12 protein-coding genes are annotated in these 14,848 nt (G+C 73.5%); 8 read left to right on the top strand and 4 right to left on the bottom strand.

The genetic code is table 11. From position 1 onward, the window contains the following. The first annotated feature begins 83 nt into the window (after positions 1-83). Positions 84-1,556, top strand: coding sequence for a mannitol dehydrogenase family protein (locus BLT52_RS19400; RefSeq protein WP_090595806.1), 1,473 nt, complete (start codon positions 84-86; stop codon positions 1,554-1,556). Then, entirely contained in the window at positions 1,553-1,864 is a 312-nt protein-coding gene (locus tag BLT52_RS19395) for an antibiotic biosynthesis monooxygenase family protein (RefSeq protein ID WP_090595804.1), read from the top strand. The genes BLT52_RS19400 and BLT52_RS19395 overlap by 4 nt, the downstream gene beginning before the upstream one ends. Positions 1,865-1,870: 6 nt before the next feature. Here the strand turns inward: BLT52_RS19395 and BLT52_RS19390 are convergent, their stop codons facing one another. Together BLT52_RS19390 and BLT52_RS19385 are read right to left on the bottom strand one after the other, a co-directional pair. Beyond that, complete coding sequence (locus tag BLT52_RS19390) at positions 1,871-3,796, bottom strand: S9 family peptidase (protein ID WP_090595803.1); 1,926 nt, start codon at positions 3,794-3,796, stop codon at positions 1,871-1,873. Positions 3,797-3,829: 33 nt separating this feature from the next. Continuing rightward, positions 3,830-4,450 carry an acyl-CoA-like ligand-binding transcription factor gene (locus BLT52_RS19385; protein ID WP_090597144.1) on the bottom strand — a complete coding sequence of 207 codons (621 nt, stop codon included), beginning with the start codon at positions 4,448-4,450 and terminating at the stop codon, positions 3,830-3,832. 61 nt (positions 4,451-4,511) lie between these two features. On the opposite strand from BLT52_RS19385, the gene BLT52_RS19380 reads away from it, so the two are divergent. The 6 genes from BLT52_RS19380 to BLT52_RS19355 all read left to right on the top strand — a co-directional run bounded on the left by BLT52_RS19380 (position 4,512) and on the right by BLT52_RS19355 (position 11,673). Next, positions 4,512-5,456: an aldo/keto reductase gene (locus BLT52_RS19380; RefSeq protein ID WP_090595801.1), complete on the top strand. Its 945-nt coding sequence runs from the start codon at positions 4,512-4,514 to the stop codon at positions 5,454-5,456. Positions 5,457-5,520: 64 nt separating this feature from the next. Next, complete coding sequence (locus BLT52_RS19375; RefSeq protein WP_090595799.1) at positions 5,521-6,039, top strand: MarR family winged helix-turn-helix transcriptional regulator; 519 nt, start codon at positions 5,521-5,523, stop codon at positions 6,037-6,039. Further along, positions 6,036-7,709, top strand: coding sequence for an MDR family MFS transporter (locus BLT52_RS19370; protein WP_090595798.1), 1,674 nt, complete (start codon positions 6,036-6,038; stop codon positions 7,707-7,709). The genes BLT52_RS19375 and BLT52_RS19370 overlap by 4 nt, the downstream gene beginning before the upstream one ends. A 144-nt stretch (positions 7,710-7,853) precedes the next feature. Then, positions 7,854-9,242: a glycine--tRNA ligase gene (locus BLT52_RS19365; protein WP_090595796.1), complete on the top strand. Its 1,389-nt coding sequence runs from the start codon at positions 7,854-7,856 to the stop codon at positions 9,240-9,242. A 64-nt stretch (positions 9,243-9,306) separates the two neighbouring features. Then, entirely contained in the window at positions 9,307-10,485 is a 1,179-nt protein-coding gene (gene dusB, locus BLT52_RS19360; RefSeq protein WP_090595795.1) for a tRNA dihydrouridine synthase DusB, read from the top strand. A gap of 108 nt (positions 10,486-10,593) precedes the next feature. Then, positions 10,594-11,673: an HD domain-containing protein gene (locus tag BLT52_RS19355; protein ID WP_090597142.1), complete on the top strand. Its 1,080-nt coding sequence runs from the start codon at positions 10,594-10,596 to the stop codon at positions 11,671-11,673. Positions 11,674-11,718: 45 nt separating this feature from the next. Here the strand turns inward: BLT52_RS19355 and BLT52_RS19350 are convergent, their stop codons facing one another. Both BLT52_RS19350 and BLT52_RS19345 read right to left on the bottom strand, forming a co-directional pair. Continuing rightward, complete coding sequence (locus BLT52_RS19350) at positions 11,719-13,347, bottom strand: HNH endonuclease signature motif containing protein (RefSeq protein ID WP_090595793.1); 1,629 nt, start codon at positions 13,345-13,347, stop codon at positions 11,719-11,721. Positions 13,348-13,834: 487 nt separating this feature from the next. Beyond that, positions 13,835-14,845, bottom strand: coding sequence for a DMT family transporter (locus tag BLT52_RS19345; RefSeq protein WP_157677233.1), 1,011 nt, complete (start codon positions 14,843-14,845; stop codon positions 13,835-13,837). Positions 14,846-14,848 lie beyond the last annotated feature (3 nt).

Raw genomic sequence — 14,848 nt, 5'->3', positions numbered from 1 at the left:
AAGCGGGTCAAATCCGCGCGGGACCACGGTGCCGCCGGGGTCGTAGGGTGGGCGCGGCCTGCCGACGACGCCGAGGAGCGACCATGACCCATCTGGACCAGCACGCGTTGGGCTCGCTGAGCGGGGTGGTGGTCCCGACCTACCGGGAGCGCCCGATCACTGCCGGCGTCGTGCACTTCGGCGTGGGCGCCTTCCACCGCGCCCACCAGGCCATGTACCTGGACCGGCTGCTGTCCGCCGGGGGTGCCGACGACTGGGGAATCTGCGGGGTCGGGGTGCTGCCCCGTGACGCGGCCCTGCGTGACGTGCTCGCCGCCCAGGACCACCTCTACACCCTGGTCACGAGGGCGCCGGACGGCAGCTCCGAGGCCCGTGTCGTCGGCTCGATCGTCACCCTCCTGCACGCCCCCGACGACCCCGCCGCGGTGCTGGCCCGGCTGGCCGACCCCGCCACCCGCATCGTGTCGCTGACCATCACCGAGGGCGGCTACTCGATCAGCGACGACACCGGCGAGTTCGATCCCCGCGACGAGGGGACCCTGGGCGACCTCGCGGACCCCGGACGTCCTCCGCAGAGCGTGCTCGGCTTCATCACCGCGGGGCTGCGGGCCCGGCGCGAGGCCGGCGCGGTGCCCTTCACCGTCGTCTCCTGCGACAACATCCAGGGCAACGGGGACGTCTGCCGGCGTGCGGTGGTCTCCTTCGCCGAGCGCTCCGACCCCGACCTGGCCCGCTGGATCGAGTCCGAGGTCGCCTTCCCCAGCTCGATGGTGGACCGGATCACCCCGGCCACCACGGACGCGGTCCGCCGCTCGGTGGCCGAGGAGCACGGCATCGAGGACGGCTGGCCGGTGCAGTCGGAGGCCTTCACCCAGTGGGTGCTGGAGGACCACTTCACCGCCGGCCGCCCGGCACTGGAGGAGGTCGGCGTCCAGCTGGTCGACGACGTCGAGCCCTACGAGCTGATGAAGCTCCGGCTGCTCAACGCCTCGCACCAGGCGATGAGCCACCTGGGCGTGCTGGCCGGCGCCACCCTCGTCCACGAGGTCGGGCAGGACCCCCTGTTCGCTCGCTTCCTGCTGCGCTACATGCACACCGACGCGCTCCCCACCCTGCTGCCGGTGCCCGGGGTCGACCTGGACCGCTACTGCGAGGAGCTGATCGAGCGCTTCGGCAACGAGGCGGTCGAGGACACCCTGGCCCGGCTGGCCACCGACTCCTCCGACCGGATCCCCAAGTTCCTGCTGCCGGTGCTGCGGCACCGGCTGGCCGCCGGGGCCGACGTCTCCCGTCCGGTGCTGGTGCTGGCCGCCTGGAGCCGCTACCTGGAGGGACGCACCGACGCCGGGGGCTCGATCGAGCCCACCGACCTGCGGCTGGAGGAGCTCCGGGCCGCGGTGGCCCGCGAGGCCGACGAGCCGGGTGCGTTCCTGCGGCTCCGGGCGGTCTTCGGCGACCTGGCCGAGGACGAGCAGGTGCTCGACGGCTACCTGGACGCCCGCCGGCGGCTGGCCGAGCAGGGCGCCCGGGCCTGTGTCGAGGCGGTCAGCGCGTGATCGTGCTGACCCGCTTCCGGGTGGAGGAGCCGGAGGTGCCGGAGTTCCTCGAGGGTGCGCACCGGGCCGTCGACGTGCTCCGGGCGCGACCGGGGTTCCTCGGGGTGGACCTGGCCCGCAACCTCGACGAGCCGACGCTGTGGACCATCACCACCCGGTGGGCCGACGTCGGCTCCTACCGCCGGGCGCTCAACGGGCTGGAGTCCAAGATGGTCGTGGTGCCGCTGCTCAGCCGGGCCGTGGACGAGCCGACCGCCTACGACGACTGGGAGCTGGTGGGCACCAACCGGCCCCGCGGCGAGGCGTAGCCGGGCTCAGCCGGAGGCACCCTCGTCCAGCCGCAGCACCTGCCGGTAGAAGGACAGCTCGGCCTCGTGCCAGGCCGCCACGTTCTCCGGCTTGCGGAAGCCGTGACCCTCCCCGGGGAAGGTGAGGTAGTCGTGCAGCAGCCCCTTCTCGCGGGCGGCGGCCACGACGACCTCGGACTGCTCCGGGGGCACCACGTGGTCCTCCAGGCCCTGCAGCACCAGCAGCGGCACCGACAGCCGGTCCACGTGGGTCAGCGGGGAGCGCTCCCGGTACAGCTCGGCCGCCTCGGGCAGCGGGCCGACCATCCGGTCCAGGTAGCGGGACTCGAACTTGTGGGTGTCGGCGGCCAGCGCCGCGAGGTCGGCCACCCCGAAGAAGGACGTGCCGCAGGCGAAGGGGTGCTGCTCGCTGGTCAGCACCGCCAGCACGGTGAACCCGCCGGCGCTGCCGCCGCGGACGGCCATCCGGTCGGCGTCCACCAGGCCACGGCGGCCCAGCTCGGTGGCCACCGCGATCACGTCCGCCACCTCGATCTCGCCCCAGCGGCCGCGCATGGCGTTGCGGTAGTCGCGCCCGAACCCGGTGGAGCCGCGGTAGTTGACGTCGGCGACGGCGAAGCCGCGGGTGGTCCAGAAGGCGATGGCCGAGGAGCGCACCGGCAGCGTGTGGCTGGTGGGGCCGCCGTGCAGGAACACCACCAGCGGGGGAGCGGTGCCCTCGGGGGTGGTGGCGTCGGCGTTGGCCGGCAGGTGCAGGAAGGCGTGGGTGCGCTCCCCGCCCTCGCCGACCGCGACCGGGACGACCTCGCCCAGGTCGCCGGGCCGGGAGGTCACCGGCTCCAGCTCGTCCAGGGGGGTGAGCGAGCCGTCCAGCCCGCGCCGGCGCAGGGCCTGGCGGCCGTCGGGGTCCACCTCGCGGGTGACCACGGCGCCCTCGTGCACCACCAGCTCCCAGACCTGGCCGGTGGCGGTCGGCCAGTCGTGGACCTCGACGGCCACCCCGTCCCCGCCGCGGTGCAGGTCGATCCGTACCAGGTCGCTGCTGGCCTCCCGGGTGCGGACGGCGACCACGGTGTCGCCCAGCACGGCGAGGGCGTCCCCGCCGAGCACCCAGCGCGGGTGGCCGAGGTCGGCGCCCCCGTCGGTCAGGGCGGTGGTGCGGCCGGTGGTCAGGTCGTGGTGCTGCAGCTCCCAGAAGCCCGACGAGTCCTCGGTCAGCAGCAGGTCAGCGCCCCACCAGGCCGCCTCGCTGACCGCCGAGCCGTCGCCGCCGGCCACCCGCCGGACGTCGACCAGAGCGGTGCCCTCGAGCCGCCCGGCCCACAGCGCGGCGCCGTCCCAGGGCATGTCGGGGTGGTCCCACGCGAGCCAGGCCAGCCAGCCGTCGGGTCCGACCCGGGGTGCGGCCACGAAGTCCCGGTCACCGACCAGCACGTGCTGGGTGCCGTCGGCGGCGTCCAGCAGCACCAGCTCGTTGCGGACCTCCAGCGCGCTGCCGCCGTCGTGGGTCTCGCGGACCACCACCAGCCGGGACCCGTCGAGGCGGTGCCCTACGGCCCAGCGGACCGTGGCCCCGGTCTCCGGGGTCACCGGCTCGCTGCTGCCGTCGGGTCCGACCCGGTGCAGCCGCTGGGCCGCGGTGTCGACCACCAGGGCCGAGCCGTCGGGGGAGGGGCCGGTGACCACCGCTCCGCCGCCGTACTCGTGCACCCGGCTGCGGACGTCCAGGTCGCCGAGGGCGCGCACCCCGTCGGAGGGGTCCCAGCGGTGCAGCCGCATCGCGCCGCTGGTGGGGTCGGTGCGGGTCCACAGCAGGTGGTCCCCGGCGCTGACCAGGTCGGCGAAGGAGACCGAGCGGGAGAGGACCTCGGCGCTGACCGGGGAGGGCCAGGTGCCGGCAGGGAGGACGCGGGGGGCGGGGTCGGTGGTCACGACCTCACCCTGCCACGGGGGACGTCGTCGCGATCAGCCGCCGGCGCGGTCCGGTTCGGGCAGACCCGCGGCCAGCAGGTCGAAGGCGGCCGCGATGGCCTCCTGCAGCGGGGCCTCGGAGTCGGAGATGGCCCAGCGGTGCACCGCGGAGCGGCGGGCGGCGTTGGCCACCGAGGCGACCAGGGCGGGGTAGGGGTCGGTGTGGTGGTCCCGGCCGGTCCGCTCCGCGATGGCCTCGGCGACCTGGCGGTCCCACTTGGTGGAGTTGCCGAACACGTGCGACATCAGCGGGGGGTTGGCGCGGGCCACCGTGATCCGCAGCGCCCAGAGGTCCCGGTCGGCGGCGGCCACCTCGGCGAAGGACAGGAAGACCTCGCGCATCACGGTCAGCGGGGGCTCCTCGGCCGGGCGCTCCCGGATGGCGCTCAGGATCGCCTCGGCCAGCTCGGAGTCCACCCCGACCAGGGCGGACTCCTTGGTGGGGAAGTAGTTGAAGAAGGTGCGCGGGGAGACCCCGGCGGCTGCGGCGATGTCGTCGGTGGTGGTGCCGTCCAGGCCGCGTTCGTCGACCAGCCGGAGGGCGGCCAGCCGCAGGTTGTGCCGGGTCGCGCGCTTCTTCTCGTCGCGCACGCCGCGGGGGTTCGCCTCGGCCATGGGCCCGAGCATAGGGGTCCGGCCGGGAACAAGCCCCGCCCCGCACGCGGTTGGGCAGGACATGAGCACTGACGCACCCACCACGACCACCTCCGCCACGGGCGACGGCGCACCGCTGGGCGACCTCGGGCCGCTGGTCCTCGGCGGCAACGTCTTCGGCTGGTCCGCCGACGCCGGGCAGAGCCGCGAGGTGCTGGACGCCTTCGCCGCGGCCGGCGGGCGGATGGTCGACACCGCCGACGTCTACTCCGAGTGGGTGGACGGCAACTCCGGCGGGGAGTCCGAGCGCATCGTCGGGGAGTGGCTGGCCCGGCGCGGGCGCCGCGACGACGTCCTGGTGGCCACCAAGGTGGCCAAGTACAGCGGCCGCCCCGGGCTGTCGGCGGCCAACGTGGCCCGGGCGGCGGAGGAGTCGCTGGAGCGGCTGCAGAGCGACCCCATCGACCTCTACTACGCCCACCAGGACGACGAGGACGTCCCCCAGGAGGAGTACCTGGAGGCCTTCCACGCCCTGGTGGAGTCCGGACGGGTCCGCGCGCTGGGGGCGTCGAACTTCACCCCCGCACGGCTGCGGTCGGCCAACGAGCTCGCCGCCCGCCACGGCTGGACCCCCTTCACCTACTCCCAGGACCCCTGGAACGCCGTCGACCGACGGATCGAGGGTGAGCTGGTGCCCGCCCTGGGCGAGCTCGGCGTCGTCGAGCTGCCCTACTCGGCGCTGGCCAGTGGCTTCCTCAGCGGCAAGTACCGCCCCGGGGCGAGCGTGGACTCGGTCCGCGCGCGGTCCGGTGAGCGGATGCTGCAGGACCCGGCGAAGGTGGCCGTGCTGGAGCGGCTGCGCGGTCTGGCCGAGGCGCGCGACGTCCCGGTGGCCACCGTGGCGCTGGACTGGCTGCGGGCCCGCGAGGTGGTCGGTGCCCCCATCGCCTCGGCCCGCACGCCGGAGCAGCTGGCCGACCTGCTGCGCCACTCCGGCGTCCCCGCGGCGGAGCTCCTCGCGGTCTGACCCGCTACGGCGATCTGCCGGAATATTTTTGCAGTGACTGCACTTTGTGGTTAGTGTGTGCAGCATGCAACTGACGTCCTCCCGCCCCGTGCACGTGCCGGGGCCGGAGGACGTCGTCGTCCCCGGGCAGGAGGACGTGCCGGTGCTGGAGCGCGAGCTGCGCTCCTTCTTCCGCCGGCTGCGCCAGTGGCAGCGCGGTGCGGACCGGGTCGGGCTCGAGCTGGACGAGCACACCTTCGGGGTGCTCTCCACGGTCCACGACCGGGGCCCGTCGCGGCTGCAGGACCTGGCCGCCGACCTCGGGCTGGACGCCTCCACCGTGAGCCGCCACGTCACCGCCCTGGAGCGCTGCGGCCTGCTGACCCGCGTCCCCGACCCCGACGACCGCCGTGCCCGTCGCGTCATCCTCACCGCCGACGGCTCGGCCGCCTGGTCCCGCGACCGCGAGGCCCGGCGCGAGCTGGTCCGTCGCGCGCTGTCGCGCTGGCCCGCCGACGACCGTCGCCGGCTGACCTCCCTGCTGACCCAGCTCAACGCCGAGCTCGCCACCCTGCTGACCGAACCAGAGAAGGAGCCCGCATGAGCGCGGCGACCACCGACACCGCACCCGGGACCGACGAGGCGCCCGCTCCCGGGCTGGACCCGCGCGTCCGCACCATCTTCGCCGGGCTGATGCTCGGCATGCTGGTCGCCTCGATCAGCCAGACCATCGTCTCCCCGGCGATGCCGATCATCGTCGCCGAGCTGGGCGGGATGGCCCACTACAGCTGGCTGGCCACCGCCGCCATGCTGGTCGCCGCGGTGGTCACGCCCATCGTCGGCAAGCTCTCCGACCTCTACGGGCGCCGCGGCTTCTACATCGCCGGGCTGGTCGTCTTCATGGCCGGCTCGGTGCTCTCGGGCCTGGCCCAGGACTTCTGGTGGCTGGTGGGCGCCCGCGCCGTCCAGGGTGCCGGCATGGGCATCCTGATGCCGCTGTCGCAGACGATCATCGGCGACATCATCCCGCCGCGGCAGCGTGGCAAGTACCAGGGCCTGATGGGTGCGGTCTTCGGCTTCTCCTCCGTCGCCGGACCGCTGGCCGGTGGCGCCATCACCGACAACCTCGGCTGGCGCTGGCTGTTCTTCGTCACCATCCCGCTCGGCCTGGCCGCGCTGGTCTTCATCGTGAAGTTCCTGCACCTGGACCACCAGCGCCGTGACGCCCGTGTGGACGTCGCGGGTGCGGTCACCCTGTCGGTCGCGCTCGTCTCGATCCTGCTGGCCACCTCCTGGGGCGGAACCAGCTACCCGTGGGCCTCGGTCCAGGTGGTCGGGCTCTACGTCGTCGGCGCCGTCGCCCTCGCGGTGCTGATCCCGCTGGAGCTGCGTCACCCCGAGCCGATCCTGCCGCTGCGGATGTTCCGCCAGAGCGTCTTCACCTTCTCCGCGATCGCCTCGCTGTTCATCGCCATGGTGATGTTCGGCGCCATCTTCTACATCCCGGTCTACGCCCAGGGCGTGCTCGGGGTGGACGCCACCAACTCCGGGCTGATCGTGATGCCGATGAGCGTGGCCATGATCGGCACCTCGATGCTGGTCGGCGTGCTGATCACCCGCACCGGCCGCTACAAGGGCTTCATGGTGGCCGGGACGCTGGTCCTGCTGGGCGGCTACGCGCTGCTGACGCGGGTCCACTACGGCTCGTCCAACCTCGAGCTCAGCCTCACCATGGTGGTCATCGGACTGGGTCTGGGCGCCTGCCTGCAGACCTACACGCTGGTCGTGCAGAACGCGGTCGAGGCCCGCGACATGGGGGTGGCCACCGCGGCCACCCAGTTCTTCCGCAACGCCGGCGCCACCGTCGGGGTCGCGGTGCTGGGCACCGTGATGACCTCCCAGCTGGGCCCGGCCATCGGTCGTCACCTGCCCCCCGGTGCGGGCGACGCGGCCAGCGGGGTCGACGCCGGCTCGGTGCTGGACCCGACCGTCCTGGCCGGGCTGCCCGCGCCGGTCGCCGAGGCGATCCGGATGGGTCTGGCCGACGCCATGCACGTGGTCTTCCTGGCCGCGCTGCCGCTGGCCGGGCTGGCCGTCGTGGCCACGCTGTTCATCAAGCACGTTCCGCTGCGCGACACCCTGGCCCCGGCCGTGGCGCCGGAGACGGAGTCCGTGCCGGCCGCCGCGGAGCACGCGCTGGCCGGCGGCGAGGCCGCAGGCAGCGACGAGGTCGACGCCCGCCACGCCGAGACCGAGCCCGCTCGGCGCCGCTGAACCCGACACACCGGCCACGCCCGCGAGGACCGTCCACAACCTGGAGGTGGGCGGTCCTCGCGCGTACTAGTCTGTCCGGCTGGACCGGACGTCAGCCGGACGCCCGAGCACGTACATCGCGTGCACCGAGTAGAGGAGCAGCTCGTGGCCCCGAGCCGTGTCGAGAACGTCATCTCCCTCGCGAAGCGTCGTGGCTTCGTCTTCCCCTGCGGTGAGATCTACGGCGGGACCCGCTCCGCCTGGGACTACGGACCCCTGGGTGTGGAGCTCAAGGAGAACATCAAGCGGCAGTGGTGGAAGTCGATGGTCACCAGCCGCGAGGACGTGGTGGGCCTGGACTCCTCGGTGATCCTGCCCCGCCAGGTGTGGGTGGCCTCGGGCCACGTGGGGGAGTTCACCGACCCGCTGACCGAGTGCACCAGCTGCCACAAGCGGTTCCGGGTGGACCACATGCAGGAGGCGCTCGCGGCCAAGAAGGGCATCGAGGACCCCGACACCATCGCGCTGAGCGAGATCGCCTGCCCCCACTGCGGCACCCGCGGCCAGTGGACCGAGCCGCGCGAGTTCAACATGATGCTCAAGACCCACCTCGGCGTGATCGAGGACGAGTCCGGGCTGCACTACCTGCGCCCCGAGACCGCCCAGGGCATCTTCATCAACTTCGTGAACGTGCTGAACACCTCGCGCAAGAAGCCGCCGTTCGGCATCGCCCAGACCGGGAAGAGCTTCCGCAACGAGATCACCCCGGGCAACTTCATCTTCCGGACCCGCGAGTTCGAGCAGATGGAGATGGAGTTCTTCGTCGCCCCCGGCGAGGACGAGACGTGGCACGAGTACTGGATCGCCGAGCGGATGCGCTGGTACACCGACCTGGGCATCGACGCCGCCAACCTGCGGGTCTACGAGCACCCGGCCGAGAAGCTCTCCCACTACTCCAAGCGGACCGTGGACATCGAGTACCGCTTCGAGTTCGCCGGCAGCGAGTGGGGTGAGCTGGAGGGCATCGCCAACCGCACCGACTTCGACCTGAAGACGCACTCGGAGCACTCGGGCCAGAAGCTGGAGTACTTCGACCAGGCCAGCGGCGAGCGGTGGACGCCCTACGTGATCGAGCCCGCGGCCGGTCTGTCCCGCTCGCTGATGACCTTCCTGGTCGACGCCTACACCGAGGACGAGGCCCCCAACACCAAGGGCGGCGTCGACAAGCGGACGGTGCTGAAGCTCGACCCGCGGCTGGCCCCGGTCAAGGCCGCGGTGCTGCCGCTGTCGCGCAACGAGGCCCTCTCGCCGAAGGCCCGCGACCTGGCCGCCCAGCTGCGCAAGCACTGGAACGTCGACTTCGACGACTCCCAGGCCATCGGCCGCCGGTACCGCCGCCAGGACGAGATCGGCACCCCGTTCTGCCTGACGGTCGACTTCGACACCCTCGAGGACGACGCGGTGACCGTCCGCGAGCGGGACGCGATGACCCAGGAGCGGGTCGCGCTGTCCCAGGTCGAGGGCTACCTGGCCACCCGGCTGGTCGGCTGCTGAGCACGAGGGCGGGGGTCGTCACGACGACGTCGCGCAGGAGCCACGCGACTAGGATGTGCGGGCCATGAGCCAGACGCTGACGACCCCCGCCCGCCCGCTGCACCTCGGTCCCACCGAGGTCCCGGTGCCGGTGGTGCTCGCCCCGATGGCCGGGATCACCAACGTCGCCTACCGCCGGCTCTGCCGTGAGCAGGCCGAGCGCGGGGCCGGTGACCTGCGCCCCGCCGGGCTCTTCGTCTGCGAGATGATCACCAGCCGCGGGCTGGTCGAGCGCGACCCCAAGACGCTGTCGATGCTCGGCTTCGACCCGGGGGAGAAGGTGCGCTCGGTCCAGCTGTACGGGGTCGACCCGCACTACATGGGGCAGGCCGCCAACATCCTGTGCGGGGAGTTCGGGGTCACCCACGTCGACCTCAACTTCGGCTGCCCGGTGCCCAAGGTCACCCGCAAGGGCGGCGGTGGGGTGCTGCCCTGGAAGCGGGACCTGCTGCGGGCCATCCTCACCGCCACGGTGAAGGCGGCCGGCCGGCACGGGGTCCCGGTCACCTGCAAGACCCGGATGGGCATCGACGAGGACCACCTGACCTACCTCGACGCCGGCCGGATCGCCCAGGAGAGCGGCGTGTCCGCGATCGCCCTGCACGGGCGGACCGTGGCCCAGTCCTACTCCGGCACCGCCCGGTGGGACGCCATCGCGCGGCTGGTCGAGGCCGTCGACATCCCGGTGCTCGGCAACGGCGACATCTGGGAGGCCGCCGACGCCCTGCGCATGGTCGAGCAGACCGGGGCCGCCGGCGTGGTGGTGGGACGCGGCTGCCTCGGACGCCCCTGGCTGTTCAGCGACCTCACCCGGGCCTTCCTCGGGGAGCCCTCCACCGCGCTGCCCACCCTCGGCGAGGTGGCGGCCACGGTCCGCCGGCACGCCGAGCTGCTGGCCGAGATGATGGGGGAGGAGCGCGGGCTGCGGGACCTGCGCAAGCACATGGCCTGGTACTTCAAGGGCTTCCCCGTCGGTGGCGAGGTCCGTCGCGGCCTGGCCACCGTCTCCTCACTCGCCGACCTGGACGCCCAGCTGGATCAGCTCGACCCGACCGCACCGTTCCCGGTCAGCGAGCTCGGGGCGCCGCGCGGGCGGCGGGGCAACCCGCGCAGCAAGGTGGTCGTGCCCCAGGGCTGGCTGGACGACACCTGCGGCACCGACCTGGACCTGGCCGACGCCGAGGACGACGTCTCCGGGGGCTGAGCCGGACGCCCGTCCCGACTACGCTGGCCGACGATGTGCGCTGACGATCTCGACCGACCCACCCCACCCCCTGGTCTGATGCCCCGTGCGGTGGCGTGGGCCCAGACGATGGCCGGTCACGCCGGCGACACCGTGGTCAGCGCCCACCGCGACTCCGCCGCCGCGCTGCAGCCGCCGGCCGTCCGGGACCGGCGGGCACGCGAGGAGCTCGAGGCCCTCACCCTGACGCCGGGGGCCACGCGGTCCTCCGGGGCGGGGAACCGGGCCCGCCCGGAGGAGCCGGATCCCGAGCGCACCTGCTTCGAGCGCGACCGCGACCGGATCCTGCACTCCACCGCCTTCCGCCGGCTGGCCGGCAAGACCCAGGTGGTGGTGTGGCCCAGCGACCACCAGCGCACCCGGCTCACCCACGCGCTGGAGGTGATGCAGGTGGCCAGCTCGATCGCCCGCGGGGTCGGGGCCAACATCGCCCTGACCGAGGCCATCGCGCTCGGCCACGACTGCGGCCACGGCCCCGGCGGGCACGCCAGCGAGGACGCCTTCGACCTGTTCCTGGCCGAGGGCTACGACCACGGGCCGTGGGGCGCCGACGTGGTCCTCACCGGTCTCAACCTGTGTGCGGAGACCCTGGACGGGGTCCGCAACCACTCCTGGTCGCGGCCCGCACCGGGCACCGTGGAGGGCGAGATCGTCTCCTGGGCCGACCGGATCGCCTACTGCGCCCACGACCTGGAGGACGCGATCCACGCCGGCATCCTGCGTCGCGAGGACACCCCCGCCGAGGTCGTGGAGGTCTGCGGCCGGACCCAGCGCGAGCAGCTGGGCGTCCTGGTGCGCTCGGTGATCGCCACCGTGGTCGAGCACGGCCGGGTCGGGATGGACCCGGTGACCGCGCACGCCCTGGCCACCCTGCGGGCCTTCAACTACGAGCGGATCTACACCCGACCCGAGTCCGTGGCCCAGGCCTCGGCCGTGGTGGACGTCCTCAAGGCCCTGGTCGAGCACCTGCTGGACCGTCCCACGCTGCTGCCCGAGGTGGAGGGGCTGGCGCCCGGCAGCCCCGAGGCGGTGCGGGCCGCCGTCACCTGGGTCGGGGGGATGACGGACCGCTACGCCTTCGACACCGCGATCCGGATGCTCGACTGGGACCCCGACCGGCTCCCGAAGGGCATCGAGGCCCTGCAGTAGCCCCACCGCGGGGCCGCTCCTCCCCAGCTCCCGAGACGCTCGACCTCATCGACTCCCTGCACCGGCCTGCTCCGCGTCCCACGCGAGCCACACCTGGTGCAGGGCCTCGGTGTCGGCCGTCGTCCACCCCGCCCAGTCCGACGGCTCCTCGAGCAGCTGGTCCGGGTCCGCCTCGGCGTCGTCCCAGTAGGCCGCCCCGTCCCATGCGTCGGGCTCATCCCACCGGTCAGGCGCACGCGCCCCCTCACGTCCAGCGGGTTCGATCGGTGGACCGGGTGGGTCTGGCTCGTCCCATGAGCTCGGGTCGTCGCTGAGCGTGCCCTGCTCTCCGGAGAAGAGCCGAGCGAGGATGCGGTGGTTCACCCTCGCCCGACGCTGCGGGTCGATCCAGGACGGTGGGCGCCACTCCGGCACCCCGGCGGCGTTGACCCGGACCGCCCACCCGCGGGCCAGGTGGTGTCGGTGGTGGTAGCGGCAGAGCAGGACGAGGTTGTCCAGGTCGGTGCGGCCGTCCCGCGACCACTCCTGGATGTGGTGACGCTCGCACCACTCGGGCGCGACCTCGCAGCCCGGGAAGGAGCAGCCGCCGTCGCGGGCGATCAGGGCCACGGTCTGACCGGGGGAGGCGATCCGGCGGGTGCGCCCGAGCCGGAGCGGCACCCCGTCGTCCCCCACCACGACGCCCCACACCTCCGCTCCGCCGGCGAGGCCGTCGAGGTCGCGGACCGGCAGGGTGCTGCCGTCGGCCACCCGGGCCACCCCCGTGCGGGTGCGCAGCTGCTCCTCGGTCAGGGTGACGAGGACCGTCGCGGGCGTCCCGCCGCTGGCCGGGAGGGTGTCGGCCCGCAGCAGCAGGTCGCAGGCGGCCTCCAGGGCGTCGTGCAGCCGCTGGGGGTGGGTGCGCGGGTCGAGGTCCTGCTGCACCGTGCCGTCGTCGCGCTCGACCCGGCTGCGGTCCGCGGCCAGGGCACGGAGCACCGTGCTCAGCTTGGCCCCGCAGGCCGGGGTCAGGGTGATGGAACCCCTCCAGAGCTGGTCCCGCCCCTGGCTCAGCCGCACCTGCCGGCGCGAGGCCTGGGTCTCCTCCGGCGGCACGGTCCCGTCCGGGTCGACCGCCTCCACCACCTTCTCGGCCAGGCGACGCAGCGCCGGAGGGTCGAAGGTGCGGGCGTGCTGGGTGAGGGTGGCCTCGGCGCGCTCGACGTCACGGGGGTCGAAGCCGCGGTGGTCGATGGTGGCCAGCGCGGACAGGATGATGTCGGTGTGCTCGGCGGAGACCTCGCCCTCCGCCTGCGCGGCGGCGAGCACCGGGCGGACAGGAGGCAGGGGCTCGCCGGACATGGTCGTCCGTGGGGCCGACGCCTCCGCCGCGCGCGCCCGGCGAGCGGCCTCGGCGGGGGAGAGGCGGAGCAGCGAGGCGAGGAACCGGCGGGTGGTGCCCTGGCAGTGACGCTCCGGCAGACTGCGCCGCTCGGCGGCCGCCGTCAGGGCGCTGTCGACCACGGTCAGACGACGTCGGACGGTCTCGACACCGCGGAAGACAGCGAGCAGCTCGTCGTCCGCCAGCAGGTCCAACACCGACGGGTCCTGCACCAGGGTCGTCAGGGTGGTCAACGTGTCGGACAGCACGGCGGCAGCGTCGACCACAGAGCCGGTGCCACCATCACTGAGCATGGTCCTACAGTAATCGAACACGCGTACGAATACAAGAGTCCGGCCTGTATCCGCGGAACGAGCTCGATGGCCGTCTGCCGCGGCGACTACTTCTGGGGCCAACCCAGATGGGGGTGATGTCGATCGGCACCGGTCGCCGTCGGCCAGAGCTGGAGGGCCGTGGGGGCGAGGGGGTGTCGTCCTGCCGCACGGAGCCGGAGTCCATCTCGACGGTGGACTCCTCCTCGTCAGGCACCGACAGGAACAGGTGCCGGGCCTGCTCACGTCGCCGTAGCGACCCAGCGACCACTCCTCGCCCGTTCAGGTACCGATGTCCGCGGCCGACTCGTGCCGACGCAGCCGGCGTCCAAGTCCGCGCCCTGCAGCCGCGAGCCGGTGACCACGACCTCGCCGTGGCTGCACCGGCTGACGGGGAGGCGGGGGGTCGGCGGATCGCGACGTGGCGGTGGCGGCGATGACCAGGACGGCCGCCGTGACTCGAGGAGCCTCAGCGCACCCCGCGGGCGCGGAGCGTCATCGCCCCGACCACACCGACCAGGGTCAGCCCGGCGGCGACGAAGCTGAGCACGCCCAGCTGCTCCGGGGCGACCACCAGGTCGATCACCACCGCGGCGATGACCTGCCCGGCGACGGCCCACAGCCCCAGGACCAGCACGCCGTGGATGCGCACCATCACGGTGGAGAGGGCGATGAAGGCGATGCCGAACAGGCCGCCGGTGTAGAGCCACCAGTCCCGCGGCGGGGCGGTCAGCTGTCCGGGGAGGGCGAAGGTGACCAGCCAGAACACCAGCAGGCCGGTGGTGCCGACCACGAAGTTGTTCCAGGTGGTGGCCCAGGGCCCGACCTGTGCCGCGACCCGGCCGTTCAGCCCCTGCTGGACGCTGGTCCCGGCGCCGGCCACCAGCGGCAGCAGGGCCAGCAGCAGCCCGAGTCCGGCCCCGGCGGGGTCGAGCCCGGCCTGCAGACCGACCAGGACGGCGGCCGCCACGGCCAGCACGGCACCGAACAGGCGGGGCGCCGAGACGGCGGTCTGGCCGCTGGGCCCCCAGCCACGGTGGTCCACCACCAGCGCCATCACCGACTGCCCGGCCACCACGCAGACGATGAACAGGGCGACGCCGAGGGTCGGGGTGGTGATGCCCTGGGAGGCGACGAAGAGCCCACCGGCCAGGCCGCCGATGACCATCCAGGGCGGCAGCGTGCCCTCCCGCAGCCGGCGTCCGAGGGTGGCCACCTGCCGGCGGCTGCCCGGGTGCAGCAGCACGAACAGGGTGAGCAGCACCAGACCGGAGCCGAAGCTGCTCACCGCGGCCGCGACGCTGGCCCGCAACCCGGTGCCGAGCCGGCTGGCCAGCTCGCCGTTGATCAGGCTCTGCAGCGAGACGAAGCCGCCGATGAGCAGCATCAGCGGTGCCGTGGCCAGCTTGAGCCGGGGGCTCGCGGTGGTCGGAGTCAGCACCGGTGCGGTGCCGGGAGGGGGTGTGGCGGGTCGACTCACCCG

The sequence above is a fragment of the Auraticoccus monumenti genome (genome assembly GCF_900101785.1).
GTDB classification, from domain to species: Bacteria; Actinomycetota; Actinomycetes; order Propionibacteriales; family Propionibacteriaceae; genus Auraticoccus; species Auraticoccus monumenti.
This window is presented reverse-complemented; position numbering and strand designations above follow the sequence as displayed.

Excerpts from the sequence above, each read along its gene's own strand:
- BLT52_RS19380 (WP_090595801.1), top strand. The coding sequence starts at position 4,512 with ATGAGCACTGACGCACCCACCACGACCACCTCCGCCACGGGCGACGGC.
- BLT52_RS19375 (WP_090595799.1), top strand. The coding sequence starts at position 5,521 with ATGCAACTGACGTCCTCCCGCCCCGTGCACGTGCCGGGGCCGGAGGAC.
- BLT52_RS19400 (WP_090595806.1), top strand. The coding sequence starts at position 84 with ATGACCCATCTGGACCAGCACGCGTTGGGCTCGCTGAGCGGGGTGGTG.
- dusB (WP_090595795.1), top strand. The coding sequence starts at position 9,307 with ATGAGCCAGACGCTGACGACCCCCGCCCGCCCGCTGCACCTCGGTCCC.
- BLT52_RS19370 (WP_090595798.1), top strand. The coding sequence starts at position 6,036 with ATGAGCGCGGCGACCACCGACACCGCACCCGGGACCGACGAGGCGCCC.
- BLT52_RS19385 (WP_090597144.1), bottom strand. The coding sequence starts at position 4,450 with ATGGCCGAGGCGAACCCCCGCGGCGTGCGCGACGAGAAGAAGCGCGCG.
- BLT52_RS19350 (WP_090595793.1), bottom strand. The coding sequence starts at position 13,347 with ATGCTCAGTGATGGTGGCACCGGCTCTGTGGTCGACGCTGCCGCCGTG.
- BLT52_RS19355 (WP_090597142.1), top strand. The coding sequence starts at position 10,594 with ATGGCCGGTCACGCCGGCGACACCGTGGTCAGCGCCCACCGCGACTCC.